8 protein-coding genes are annotated in these 13,599 nt (G+C 51.0%); 3 read left to right on the top strand and 5 right to left on the bottom strand.

Annotated features, from left to right (window positions below; translation table 11 throughout):
- The 3 genes from atoD to atoS form a co-directional block, all read right to left on the bottom strand.
- Entirely contained in the window at positions 1 to 660 is a 660-nt protein-coding gene (atoD, locus tag OGV65_RS21970; RefSeq protein ID WP_016153792.1) for an acetate CoA-transferase subunit alpha, read from the bottom strand.
- 199 nt (positions 661 to 859) lie between these two features.
- The gene (gene atoC, locus OGV65_RS21965; RefSeq protein ID WP_019077262.1) at positions 860 to 2,245 is read right to left on the bottom strand and encodes an acetoacetate metabolism transcriptional regulator AtoC; all 1,386 of its coding nucleotides are present in this window, start codon (positions 2,243 to 2,245) and stop codon (positions 860 to 862) included.
- Positions 2,242 to 4,080, bottom strand: a complete 1,839-nt coding sequence (gene atoS, locus OGV65_RS21960; protein WP_286455416.1) for a two-component system sensor histidine kinase AtoS — start codon at positions 4,078 to 4,080, stop codon at positions 2,242 to 2,244. Before atoS ends, atoC begins: the two co-directional genes overlap by 4 nt.
- Positions 4,081 to 4,248: 168 nt before the next feature.
- Here atoS and rcsC point away from each other — a divergent pair, with 168 nt between their 5' ends.
- Entirely contained in the window at positions 4,249 to 7,095 is a 2,847-nt protein-coding gene (gene rcsC / locus OGV65_RS21955; RefSeq protein ID WP_019077260.1) for a two-component system sensor histidine kinase RcsC, read from the top strand.
- A 111-nt stretch (positions 7,096 to 7,206) separates the two neighbouring features.
- Here the strand turns inward: rcsC and rcsB are convergent, their stop codons facing one another.
- Complete coding sequence (rcsB, locus tag OGV65_RS21950; RefSeq protein ID WP_003027592.1) at positions 7,207 to 7,857, bottom strand: response regulator transcription factor RcsB; 651 nt, start codon at positions 7,855 to 7,857, stop codon at positions 7,207 to 7,209.
- A 16-nt stretch (positions 7,858 to 7,873) separates the two neighbouring features.
- Positions 7,874 to 10,543, bottom strand: a complete 2,670-nt coding sequence (rcsD, locus tag OGV65_RS21945) for a phosphotransferase RcsD (RefSeq protein WP_016157016.1) — start codon at positions 10,541 to 10,543, stop codon at positions 7,874 to 7,876.
- 738 nt (positions 10,544 to 11,281) lie between these two features.
- On the opposite strand from rcsD, the gene OGV65_RS21940 reads away from it, so the two are divergent.
- Entirely contained in the window at positions 11,282 to 12,382 is a 1,101-nt protein-coding gene (locus OGV65_RS21940) for a porin OmpC (RefSeq protein ID WP_016153787.1), read from the top strand.
- Between the two features lie 115 nt (positions 12,383 to 12,497).
- Positions 12,498 to 13,550, top strand: a complete 1,053-nt coding sequence (gene apbE / locus OGV65_RS21935; protein ID WP_286455415.1) for an FAD:protein FMN transferase ApbE — start codon at positions 12,498 to 12,500, stop codon at positions 13,548 to 13,550.
- Positions 13,551 to 13,599: the final 49 nt, after the last annotated feature.

Genomic DNA, 13,599 nt, shown 5'->3' with positions numbered 1-13,599 from the left:
TTAGCTCTCCTGTGGAATGACGATATGGTCGATAACGGCGGCGGGGGTCACAATCTGGTCAGGCTGCAGCTCCCCTGTTTCAACCATTTCGTCCGGTTCGACCAGCGTGATGTCAGCGGCGAGGGCAATCAGAGGGTTAAAGTTACGGGCGCTGAGCTGGTAGGTGAGGTTGCCAAGCATGTCAGAGCGGTGGGCGCGAATAAGCGCTAAATCGGCGCGTAATGGGCGTTCAAGCAGCCAGGTTTTACCCTCAAGCGTCATGGTTTGCTTGCCTTCTTCCACGATGGTGCCAACGCCAGTGGGGGTCAGAAAGCCGCCAAGACCCGCGCCGCCGCAGCGAATCTGCTCGATCAGGGTACCTTGCGGAACCAGCTGTACATCCATCTCGCCGGCAATCATGCGACGACCTGTTTCCGGGTTTGTACCAATGTGCGAGGCAATCACTTTGCTCACCCGCCCATTGACGATCAGGGGGCCGATACCGGTATCGACAAAGGCGGTATCGTTAGCAATCAGCGTCAGATCTCTGACGCCGGACTCCAGCAGGGCTTCAACCAGACGAGGTGGTGTGCCAACGCCCATAAAACCACCGACCATGATGGTCATGCCGTCACGAAAGAAGCCCGCAGCGTCTTGTAAGGTAATCAGTTTTGTTTTCATTATGTTTCCCTTTTTGCATACTCCATTTTGGGTACGCTCAGGGAATTGCAAGCAGGGTGCCAGAATGACTAAAGAAACGTATTAATGTTTAATTGATTGAATTTATTGGTTTGTTTTTGTGGTCCTGGTGAAAGGAGACCACGAGGGGTTATGCAGAATTTTGCGCAGTGTGCAAAATTCTGCATAGCAAATTTGCGTATCAGGAACCCGATGGGTCGATGCCGTACTCTTGTAATTTATACATTAAAGCGCGACGGCTAATTCCCAGCATCAGCGCCGTGCGGGTGCGATTGCCGTCCTGATTGTCGAGGACTTCGAGGATAATTCGTTTTTCCTCACGTTTAATCTCTTCTTTCAGATTGCGTTCCCCGGAGTAAGTCGGTTTTGTTTCTGTTGTGGCGCTAACCGGGTTGCGCAACGGGTCGGGGAGATCGTCGGCAAAGATCACCGCACCGGTATTCATAACGACTGCACGTTCGATGACGTTTGACAGTTCGCGAATGTTACCGGGCCAGGGCCAGGCGGTGAGGATCGACATCGCCGTCGGGTCGATTTCGATAATATCCCGCTGATTTTCAGAGCTGAATTTTTGTAAAAAGTGGTTTGCTAATAAGGCAATATCTTCACGACGCTCGCGTAAGGGCGGCAAAGTCAGATGGATAACGTTGAGCCGGTAAAACAGGTCTTCGCGAAACGTTCCTTCCTTCACCATCGTTTGCAGACAGCGGTTGGTGGCGGCGACGATTCGAATGTCAACGCGAATGGTCTGGTGCCCGCCGATGCGTTCAAACTCCCTCTCTTGCAAAATGCGCAGCAGCTTGGCCTGCAGCACCAGCGGCATCTCGCCAATTTCATCAAGCAATAAAGTTCCCTGATGAGCGCGTTCGAACAATCCCTGGCGTAATGTCTGTGCCCCGGTAAACGCGCCTTTTTCGTGACCAAATAGCTCGCTTTCCAACAACGACTCCGGCAGGGCCGCGCAGTTAATTTTGATAAAGGGGCCATTGGCGCGTTTGCTGTTGTAGTGAATGGCGCGGGCGATCAGCTCTTTTCCTGTGCCGCTTTCACCGCTAATCAACACGTTTGCCTGGGAGAGGGCGATTTTCGCCGTGTCTTTACAGATATCCATCATACGCGGGCTGGTGGTCAAAATATGTCCCCACTGCCAGCTGGTGGTCAACGCTTTATGCAGATTGCGGATTTCCTGTTTCATCTCCTGCAGTTGCAATGCGCGTTGAATCACCATGCTTAGCTCGTCGAGATCAAAGGGCTTAATCACGTAGTCGAATGCGCCGCTACGTAAAGCTTCTACTGCGGTTTCTACTTCAGCGTAAGCGGTCATCAGAATGACGGGGATCCGTGGTTGCTGCGTGCGCATAACTTTCAGCGCGTCGATACCGTCCATCTCCGGCATGCGAATGTCCATCAGCACCACGTCTGGCTGCGTTTCGCTAAACAGGCTCAGCGCGGCTTTCCCGTCGCTGGCGCAATGTGTCTCATGCCCTTGCAGGGAAAATGCGGTGGCAAGCATACGGCGAACATTTTCTTCATCATCAACGATGAGAATACGATAGGTCGTTTTCATTCTGACGGATTTCCCTGCGGGTTAAGAGGTAAAATCAGAGTGAATATCGCCCCGCAGCCAGGCTGGCTGGTTACGTGGATATCCCCCTGATGCGCGTTGATGATGCGCTGGCTCAGCGCCAGTCCAAGACCGGTGCCTGATGCTTTTGTCGTAAAAAAGGGATCGAATATTTTCTTCTGTATGGCGAGATCGATACCGTTGCCATTATCTTCAATCATCACGGCCTGTTGCGAGGCCGAGTATTGCCAGGTACGGATGCGAATTTCGCCTCGCGCAGCGATCGCCTGCACCGCATTGATTAAAATATTGAGGATCACCTGTTTGAGAAGCTCGCGATCGGCGACGATCGGCGGCAGGCTGGGATCTAATTCCGTTGTAAAGGCGATCCGTGCCTGCAGGCCAGCGGTTTGCACCAGGATTAGCGTCTCTTCAATGAGCGCATTGAGCCGAATCTGTTGCCACTGGCTTTGTCGTGGTCGTGAGAAATCTAACAGTTGTTGAATAACTTTATTGATGGAATCAATTTCATTCAGCACAACAGATAAATATTCCTGATGTTCCGGCAGCGAGGTTTGCTGGCGGATGATCTGGACGTACCCACGAATTGCGGTCAGCGGGTTTCGCACTTCATGCGCGACGCCGGCCATCAGCTCACCCAGGGTGGCAAGCCTTTCGGTTTGCGCCAGTCGACGCTGGGTCTCTTTACGGGCGGTTAAATCGGAGAAAATAACCAGCGCGCCAATCAGCTCGCCGTGTGCGTTATGGATCCGACTGGTGGTTACACTGATCTCAATGGTGCGTTCTCGTCCTGGAAAGCTAATCTCCTGGGCCACATGTTCAGTACCGTGCTCAAGGGTGTCCAGTACCGGGCTATAAAACTGCGTATTGGCAAAGAGCGTCGCATAGGGCTGTCCGACCAGCTCATGCAGCGTGTAGCCTGTTATCTGCTCTGCCGCCGGGTTCATGGTGGTAACGTCACCTTGCCTGTCGATGGCGATCACGCCATCTGCGGCATTTTCAATGATCAGATCGTTAAGGGTTTTGGTTTCCCGTAGCGTTTGTGCCAGCGCATTGACGCTACGGCTGATTTGTCCTAACTCGCCGGGGAGTTCAGGCAATCGGGTAGGGGTTTTTTGTGCCAGCGTGGAAAGCCCATCGGTGATGATGTCGATATTCGCACTGAGTCGACGTGAGAAGTGCACGATGAGCAGCAGGCTACAGATGAGCCCGGCAACCAGTACGGCAATAATCCTGACGTCCATTCTCCAGGCCTGCTGGCGGATATCTTCGGTGAGCTCATTGGCCCAGATATACCCAATAACCTCTCCCTGGCGCGCTATTGGGATCATCGAATTGAGTATGTCGCCGCGAACCTGTCGCCCGGAATAGACCACAGGCGCGTTGCTACTCATCACTTCGCGTCCGGGATGATCCTCGGTGATGGTGATACCTACGTTGCTTTGGTAAAGCGCGGAGGGGGCGTAGGTGATAATGGCATCCAGCGCTTTGTGATAATACCCGGCGCCAATGCCGGGAAACGCTTGCGTAATGCGCTCGGTGATGGGGGCCAACTCTTGATTAAGCGCGCGAATGCGTGCTTCACGCGGCAAATTTGGGTAGTGACTAAAGCGGTCGCCCAGCGCATCGTTTAGCAGGGTTATCACCGATGACAGTTTTTTCTCTTTTTCAGATAAGACTGCTGAACGGCCTTCAGTTTCTACGATATAACCTATAGATATCGTCGGAATGATGACCATCAGGATGGCCATCATGATCATTTGGTTGCGTAATCGTCGTGGGTATAACCGACGAGCCAGCCATCTCAGGTCGCGCATTCTGACATCCGTGCAGTGTTTTTCAGGCAAACGACGATTATCACGGGTTAAGACAATGGTTTCAGAGCGGTGTATCATATTCCCGTAAAGAGAGGGCATTGCGACGCCGGACATTTACCGCTACCTTAACCACACTCTATTAATGCCCTGAGGCGGAGCTTCGCCCCTTTGAAATACCTTGCTTCCGTTCATTCAACGCTAAAAGTCTCACGCTATCTGTTCAGGGCGTTGGCGCTCCTGATCTGGGGGCTAATCGCATTTGCCTCCGTTTTCTACATCGTGAATGCGCTGCACCAGAGAGAGTCCGAGATTCACCAGGAGCTTAACCTCAGTTCCGATCAGGCCCAACGTTACATTCAGCGCACCTCTGATGTGATTAAAGAGCTGAAATATATCGCGGAGAATCGCTTAACGGCGGAAAACGGCGTGATGTCGTTGCGCGCGCGGGATGATAAAACCGCCGTGCCAAACTTCGAGCCGCTGTTTGCCGACTCCGACTGCTCGGTGATGGGCAACGCCTGGCGAGGTTCGCTGGAATCGCTGGCGTGGTTTATGCGCTACTGGCGGGATAACTTTTCCGCGGCCTATGATTTGAATCGTGTGTTCCTGATCGGCAGCGACAACCTTTGCATGGCCAATTTCGGTCTGCGTGATATGCCTGTCGAACGTGACGGGGCGTTGAAGGCGCTGCATGAGCGCATTATTAAGTATCGCAATGCACCGCAGGACGAAAATGGTAATAACCTGTTCTGGATTAGCCAGGGGCCGCGGCCGGGGATAGGCTATTTCTATGCGCTGACGCCGGTTTATCTCGCTAATCGCCTGCAGGCGCTGTTGGGTGTGGAACAGCCTATCCGCATGGAGAACTTTTTCACGCCGGGCAGTTTGCCGATGGGAGTGACCATCCTTGATGAAAATGGTCATGCGCTGATTTCGCTCACCGGCCCTGAGGGGAATATTAAGGCTGAACCTCGCTGGATGCAGGAGCGCTCCTGGTTTGGCTATACGTCGGGTTTTCACGAACTGGTGCTGAAGAAAAACCTGCCACCGTCATCGCTAAGCATTGTGTACTCCGTACCGGTTGACCTGGTACTGGAGCGGATCCGCATGATGATCCTGAACGCTATTCTGCTGAATGTGCTGGTTGGCGCGGCGTTATTTATGCTCACGCGCATGTATGAGCGACGCATTTTTATTCCTGCGGAAAGCGATGCCCAGCGTCTGGAAGAGCACGAGCAGTTTAACCGTAAAATCGTGGCTTCCGCGCCGGTTGGGATTTGTATTCTGCGTACGATAGATGGCATTAACATCCTGAGTAATGAGCTGGCGCACACCTATCTCAACATGCTAACGCATGAAGACCGGCAACGGTTAACGCAAATTATCTGCGGCCAGCAGGTCAATTTTGTTGATGTGCTGACCAGCAACAATACCAATCTGCAAATCAGCTTTGTGCACTCGCGCTATCGTAATGAAAACGTGGCAATTTGTGTGCTGGTTGACATCAGCGCGCGCGTTAAAATGGAAGAGTCGTTGCAGGAGATGGCGCAGGCGGCGGAGCAGGCGAGCCAGTCCAAATCGATGTTCCTTGCGACGGTAAGCCACGAGCTGCGTACGCCGCTGTATGGCATTATCGGTAACCTTGATTTGTTGCAAACCAAAGAGTTACCCAACGGAGTGGATCGCCTGGTGACGGCGATGAACAACTCTTCCAGCCTGCTGTTGAAGATTATCAGCGATATTCTCGATTTCTCGAAAATTGAATCTGAACAGCTGAAGATTGAACCGCGCGAGTTTTCACCGCGTGAAGTAATGAATCATATTACGGCTAACTATTTGCCGCTGGTGGTTCGCAAACAGCTGGGGTTGTACTGCTTTATCGACCCGAATGTACCGGTGGCGCTCAATGGTGATCCTATGCGTTTGCAGCAGGTGATTTCCAATCTGCTGAGTAATGCTATCAAGTTTACCGATACCGGCTGCATTGTGCTGCACGTGCAGTGTAACGAAGACTATCTCAGTATTCGCGTGCGTGATACCGGGGTTGGGATCCCAGCTAAAGAGGTCGTCCGCTTGTTCGATCCTTTCTTCCAGGTGGGAACCGGCGTACAGCGTAATTTCCAGGGAACCGGGCTTGGTTTGGCTATCTGTGAAAAACTGATCAGCATGATGGATGGGGATATTTCCGTCGATTCTGAACCGGGAATGGGTAGCCAGTTTATGCTGCGTATTCCGCTTTATGGCGCGCAGTACCCGCTGAAAAAAGGTATCGAAGGGCTTGTCGGCAAACGTTGCTGGCTGGCGGTGCGTAACGCGTCGCTGTACCAGTTTATTGAATCCAGTCTGGCGCGTAACGGGATGACGGTGCAGTGCTATGAGGGACAGCAACCGGATGCGGATGACCTGCTGATTGCCGACGATGTGCTGGAGCAGGCGTGGCAGGGACGCGCCGCGGTGATTTTCTGCCGTCGTCATATCGGTATTCCGCTGGAAAGGGGGCCTGGGGAGTGGGTGCACAGCGTGGCATCGCCTCACGAATTGCCCGCGCTGTTGGCGCATATCTACAGCCTTGAGCTGAGCAGTGAAGAGCTTTCAACGGCGTTGCCAGCCCCGGATAAAGTTGCTGCAACTAACGATGACATGATGATTCTGGTGGTCGACGATCATCCTATCAACAGGCGTTTACTGGCCGATCAGTTGGGATCGTTGGGGTATCAGTGTAAAACCGCGAATGACGGCGTGGACGCACTCAATGTACTGAGTAAAAACCATATCGACATCGTGCTGAGCGACGTTAACATGCCGAACATGGATGGTTATCGTCTGACCCAGCGTATTCGCCAGTTAGGATTAACCCTGCCGGTTGTCGGCGTGACGGCCAACGCGCTGGCTGAAGAGAAGCAGCGTTGTCTGGAGTCAGGTATGGATAGCTGTCTGTCTAAGCCGGTGACGTTAGATGTATTGAAGCAAACGCTGACGGTCTATGCGGAAAGAGTGAGAAAGGCGCGGGAATAAAAGAGGCCGGATGGGGCGTTTGCCTTATCCGGCCTACGTAACACGCACAACATCGTGTCATTCGTAGGCCTGATAAACGCCGTGCCATCAGGCACGTCGATGTTAAAAGAATTACTCTTTGTCTGACGGACTCAGCGTGACGGAAGAAAGGTAATTCAACAGGGCGATATCGTTTTCCACACCGAGTTTCATCATTGCCGACTTTTTCTGGCTGCTGATGGTTTTAATACTGCGGTTGAGTTTTTTCGCGATTTCAGTAACCAGGAAACCTTCGGCAAACAGGCGCAGAACTTCGCTCTCTTTCGGTGACAGACGTTTGTCGCCGTAGCCGCTGGCGCTGATTTTTTCCAGCAGACGAGAAACGCTTTCTGGGGTGAATTTCTTACCCTTCTGCAGCGCGGCAAGCGCTTTCGGCAGATCTGTTGGCGCGCCTTGCTTCAGGACAATTCCTTCAATATCGAGATCCAGCACCGCGCTCAGGATTGCCGGGTTGTTGTTCATGGTGAGAACAATAATCGACAGGCTCGGGAAATGGCGCTTGATATACTTAATTAACGTGATCCCGTCACCGTATTTATCTCCCGGCATGGAGAGGTCGGTAATCAACACATGAGCATCTAACTTAGGCAAATTGTTGATCAGTGCAGTGGAGTCTTCAAATTCGCCGACAACGTTTACCCACTCGATTTGCTCAAGTGATTTACGAATACCGAACAGTACAATCGGGTGGTCATCGGCAATAATTACGTTCATAGTGTTCATGTATTGGGCTACCTTGCTACAGCAAGCTCTTGACGTAATCGTCAATGTCGCTGATGTATTTTTCTATACCTGGAGCATCTTTCTCTTGAATAAGATGTTCCAGCGCTTCACATAACTGCTTGCCGGGTACCAGATTAAGCATGGCAAACACGCCTTTCAGGCGATGGGCCGTTTGGGCTAACGCAGCGAAATCGCTGGTTGCTGCCTCAGTATACAACCTCTTAACATCATCCGGTACTGTGTCTACAAAGAGTGCATAGTAACCACTGGCATGAAGTTCGGCGTTTTCATCTCCGCCGAGGGGGAGTTCCTGGATCTCTTCTTGTGCCAGCTGCTCTTCTATCAGCTCGAGGACAGCTTCCTGCATAGCATTGCTCATATTAAAGTTGACGCGCAGCTGACCAGGGCCAATTTTCCGCACGCCAGACTCATCATCGCTTAAAAGAAGGCCTGAGGCAGTAAGATTAGACGGATTATCTGTTAAAAAGAGATCATATTCTTGACTATTCAACCGCTCATCAGGCGTGATGCAGGTTGCTCCCCAGTTCTCCAGTTGGCGTAATACGATGCTGCGTACGTCATTAGAGGTGACATCAACCATTATGCAGACGTCATCTAACAAACGCTCTTCACTTTCAGCATGTTGATCGTGCAGCGGCATTTTAACATGGACTATATAACGTGTTCCAAGTTCTTCCCGCGCTTTAATGTTCAGGTGTCCACCTAGCTTGCGGGCGAGCTGATCGCATAACCAGAACGTCAGCGGGTTGGCCTTGCTATACCGATCGCCCTGGGTGTCATTGATGAACGGGAAGTGCAGGTTATCAACTTCATTCAACGTGACACCTTGCCCGGTATCCAGAATGCGGAAGGTCAGGCGTTCAGTCTCCGACTCATCCTGGTCGACTTCCAGCGTGATTTTGCCAATTTGCGTGGTGGTTACCGCATATTGGATCAGCAACAGCAAAATACGGCGCAGGGCATCGCGGTCGCCGCGGCGTTCATCATGGGCGCTAAGGTGATTTTTAATCAGTAGCTGCAGCCCTTTACGTTTAATGGCTGGCAGAACCTCCGGAACCACGTCATCAATTAACGACTGCACGGAAAACAGCGTCGATTCACTTTTCCAGGCGTCGCTTTCCAGCAGGTTGGCCAACTGGATTTCATCTACCATACGCACCAGAACGTCTGCCTGATTGGCCAGTTTCTGGCTGTCCGGGCTATTCAGTGCGGCAGCATTAGCGGCAAGTGTTTTCGCCGGGTCTTTCAGTGCGCTGCCGATATTCTGCATAAAGGCCGCCCGGGCCTGCTGGTTTTTCTCATACAGTCGCTGCGCTTGCTTCAGCTTCTTATTAACCAGCACTTCGCGGTCCTGGTCACGAATAATAAAGATCTGCGTTCTCGATGAGATCTGGCTACGGAACAGCCGGATCTCATACAGCTCATTATTGATGGTGGCCTGAATCACCCCCTGATGCTGCTCCGCCATACTGGTAATGTTTTGCAAATTTAAATGCGGTAGCAGGTGGTCGGCAATTTTATTGCTGATAACCGTGCGGTTTGCTTCTTGATCGTGCACCAGCAAGCCCAGAGGCAGCAAAGAAACAATCTCTTCATTGATGGCGCGCAGAACACGCAGTTCATTATTTGCCGCAAGGTTTGGTGCCACTTCGGTGGAACGGGCAGGGAGGTGGCGAAAGGTGGTATAGCCAAACAGCGCCAGGGCCAACAAAGCAATGTTGAGTAACAGCGGCAGCAGAATGCTTTGTAAGGTGTCGAGCAGCAATGAGCCAAACGGAACCTGCCACACCAGCCGCATATCCGTTGAGTTTAGCGCCGAAGAGATCTCAATTTTACTGTTGTTGAAATTAATGCTGACGCTGTCAGGCGACTCTTTTTCATTCAGATGCTCGGTTGTTGACGTGGCATCTGGAACCAGATGGAAGCTGTCCAGCGGCATGCCGGGTGGGATCAAGTCATTAATCGGCAGGTCAAAGGCGACAACCGTTGCCAGATGTCCAGGCTGATTAAAGGTCGTGCGTAGCGTGAAGTAATGCCCGTTCTGCCATGCCAGACGGCGCAGTGAAGAGAAGCTTTCACGTTCATCCAGTGCATTGGCCTGTTGTAACATTTCCGCGCGCCGTGAATCGACAATATTACCAATCGTCGACTCTTTAAAACCGGAAGTCAGATCTTTTAGCGGCAACGTTGAAATAAGGATCAGGCTATTGTCCTGACCATTCAGGTAATACATAGACCACGGAACATTTTCCGCGCCCCACAGCGTATCAAGATAGGTTGAGATGCGTTGGGTCATCTCCAGCGTAGAACTGTCATGGGAACCGAAAATCAGCGCCTCGGTCTTTCTGCGCGGTTTCTCAAGATAATAGACGTCTTGTTTCAGACGCGTTTCCTGCAGTCCTTCTGCACCAGGTGAACTGGCCGTGGCGGCAATATTGTCATAGATTTGCCAGGTCACGTATCGCCAGGTATCGACCCTTTTATGAATGGCATGGGTGATATCGACAATCTGATAGCTCTTATCCTTTAACCAGGTGTTGACGGCGCTCTGGACCATAACGCCCATCATCACCAACAGCACAACGATCAGTAATAAGAAGAAACGGGTAATACTTCCCGGTAGCAGGGAGAATCGGGTAGAAGCCGTTGTGTCAGACTGACTCATTCGTGTTTATGACCTGTTAAACGACGCGAAAGATGATGGGGCAGTATAAAGGGTAATATATGAATTGCCACACTTACACCACGCCGGATGGCCCGCATTTTTTACGCTCCATTCTGTTGCAGCTATGACAATGCAAAGGTGTACAGTGGATAAAGGCGGGTACAAATATTTGTACGGAACGTATACATTTAGCATTAAATAACAAGAAATTATTAATCAGATTTATATCTGAATACGACGCAATGAGATAGTTAATAGTTGTTATAGTTTTGCATCGGTAGCACAGAACGGTAAGTTTTGTGTAAAGAAGGGTAAAAAAAAACCGAACGCGAAGCATTCGGTTGAAATAGGGGTAAACAGACATTCATGAATGAATGACGGTAATAAATAAAGTTAATGATGATAGCGGGTCTATTTTAGTTGCGAGTGAAGATTTTGTTTTGTCATTCAGTGCTATAACTATTTTCAATGTAACTTATTGATTTTAAATTTAATTAAAACAGTTCTTGATTATTTGTGCTTATTTTGCCTGTTTTTTGATTTTAAAAAAGTTCCCTCGTATTAATATTTTGAAACATCTATGCAGATAAATGAAACACCTTAAAAGTTTTAGTATCATATTCGTGTTGGATTATTCTGTGTTTTTGCGGAGAATGAAGTTGCCGACTGGTTAATGAGCTTAATCAGTATGCAGTGGCATAAAAAAGCAATAAAGGCATATAACAGAGGGTTAATAACATGAAAGTTAAAGTACTGTCCCTCCTGGTACCAGCACTGCTGGTAGCAGGCGCAGCAAATGCGGCTGAAATTTATAACAAAGACGGCAACAAATTAGACCTGTACGGTAAAGTAGACGGTCTGCACTATTTCTCTGATGACTCCACTAAAGATGGCGATCAGACCTATATGCGTATCGGCTTCAAAGGCGAAACCCAGGTTAACGACCAACTGACCGGTTACGGCCAGTGGGAATACCAGATTCAGGGTAACTCCTCTGAAAACGAAAACAACTCCTGGACCCGTGTGGCGTTTGCTGGTCTGAAATTCGCTGACGTAGGATCTTTCGACTACGGTCGTAACTATGGCGTAGTTTACGACGTAACGTCCTGGACCGACGTTCTGCCGGAATTCGGCGGCGACACCTACGGTTCTGACAACTTCATGCAGCAGCGTGGTAACGGCTTCGCGACCTATCGTAACACCGACTTCTTCGGTCTGGTTGATGGCCTGAACTTTGCCCTGCAGTACCAGGGTAAAAACGGTAGCCCGGAAGGCGAAGGTATGACTGGTGTGACCGGCAACGGTCGTGATGCGCTGAGTCAGAATGGCGACGGCGTTGGCGGATCTATCACTTATGATATCGGTGAAGGCTTCGCGCTGGGTACTGCAGTCACCAGCTCCAAACGTACTGACGAGCAGAACCGTCTGAACTTCGGTACCGGTGACCGTGCTGAAACCTACACTGGCGGTCTGAAATACGACGCGAATAACGTTTACCTGGCAGCACAGTACACCCAGACCTACAACGCAACGCGTGCGGGCAACCTGGGCTGGGCTAACAAAGCACAGAACTTTGAAGCTGTTGCGCAGTACCAGTTCGACTTCGGTCTGCGTCCGTCCGTGGCTTACCTGCAGTCCAAAGGTAAAGACCTGAACAATGGTTACGGCGACCAGGATATCCTGAAATATGTTGATGTTGGCGCGACCTACTACTTCAACAAAAACATGTCTACCTATGTTGATTACAAAATCAACCTGCTGGATGACAACCAGTTCACCCGTGATGCTCGCATCTCTACCGATGATATCGTAGCGCTGGGTCTGGTTTACCAGTTCTAATCTGCGCTCATGTCGTTAAAAGGCCCTGCGGGGCCTTTTTTAATGCCGTTTTTTCGTCGTACAAACAACGATTTTTGGTGTACTCTTGCGCCCGTTCGCATGAGGATAATTACGTATGGAAGTGAATTTCTATCGCGCAGCACTACTGGCTGTGACGATCTTTTTTGTCGGGTGCGATGAAGCCCCGAAACCTGCCCAGACCACACAACCTGCCACCGTTCTGGAAGGTAAAACCATGGGCACTTTCTGGCGGGTCAGTGCGGTGGGCGTAGATGCCAAACGCGCCGGGGAACTGCAGGCGAAGATCCAGGCTCAGCTGGATGCCGACGATCAGCTTCTCTCTACCTATAAAAATGATTCTGCGTTAATGCGCTTTAACCTGTCGAAAAGCCTGTCGCCATGGCCGGTTAATGATGCTATGGCCGATATCGTGACTTCAGCGCTACGCATTGGCGCAAAAACCGGTGGGGCCATGGATATTACCGTGGGTCCGTTGGTCAATCTGTGGGGCTTTGGCCCGGATCAGCAACCGGTGCATATTCCCACTCAGGCGCAAATTGACGTCGCAAAAGCGCAAACCGGGCTTTCACATCTGAAGGTTGTTAATGAGGCGCATCGGAACTACCTGCAAAAAGATTTGCCCGAGCTGTACATGGATCTCTCGACCGTTGGCGAAGGTTATGCCGCCGATCATCTGGCACGATTAATGGAGCAGGAAGGGATCGCCCGTTATCTGGTATCCGTTGGTGGAGCATTGAACAGCCGCGGTATGAATGCAGACGGGCTTTCGTGGCGAGTCGCGATTCAGAAACCGACCGATCGCGAAAACGCGGTGCAGGCGATCGTCGACATTAACGGGCATGGCATTAGCACCTCCGGCAGCTACCGTAACTATTATGAGCTGGACGGTAAGCGCCTTTCCCATGTTATTGATCCGCAAACTGGTCGTCCGATTGAACACAACCTGGTATCTGTAACGGTAATCGCACCAACGGCGCTGGAGGCTGACGGTTGGGATACCGGTTTGATGGTTCTCGGTCCGGAAAAGGCCAAAGAGGTGGTGCGTCGTGAAGGACTCGCGGTCTATATGATTATAAAAGAGGGCGAGGGGTTTAAAACCTGGATGTCGCCGCAGTTTAAAAGCTTCCTGCTCAGCGAAAAAAATTAAAAAGCAAGATTGCGGGTTTTCGTATCCGGCTATGGGGACACACTGAGGC

The organism is Citrobacter sp. Cb004 (genome assembly GCF_030337065.1).
In the GTDB taxonomy this organism is placed as follows: domain Bacteria; phylum Pseudomonadota; class Gammaproteobacteria; order Enterobacterales; family Enterobacteriaceae; genus Citrobacter; species Citrobacter braakii.
This window is presented reverse-complemented; position numbering and strand designations above follow the sequence as displayed.

Bases quoted from the DNA above. Each gene is read 5' to 3' on its own strand.
- atoD (WP_016153792.1), bottom strand. From the start codon at position 660: ATGAAAACAAAACTGATTACCTTACAAGACGCTGCGGGCTTCTTTCGT.
- atoC (WP_019077262.1), bottom strand. From the start codon at position 2,245: ATGAAAACGACCTATCGTATTCTCATCGTTGATGATGAAGAAAATGTT.
- atoS (WP_286455416.1), bottom strand. From the start codon at position 4,080: ATGCGCGACCTGAGATGGCTGGCTCGTCGGTTATACCCACGACGATTA.
- rcsB (WP_003027592.1), bottom strand. From the start codon at position 7,857: ATGAACACTATGAACGTAATTATTGCCGATGACCACCCGATTGTACTG.
- rcsD (WP_016157016.1), bottom strand. From the start codon at position 10,543: ATGAGTCAGTCTGACACAACGGCTTCTACCCGATTCTCCCTGCTACCG.
- OGV65_RS21940 (WP_016153787.1), top strand. From the start codon at position 11,282: ATGAAAGTTAAAGTACTGTCCCTCCTGGTACCAGCACTGCTGGTAGCA.
- apbE (WP_286455415.1), top strand. From the start codon at position 12,498: ATGGAAGTGAATTTCTATCGCGCAGCACTACTGGCTGTGACGATCTTT.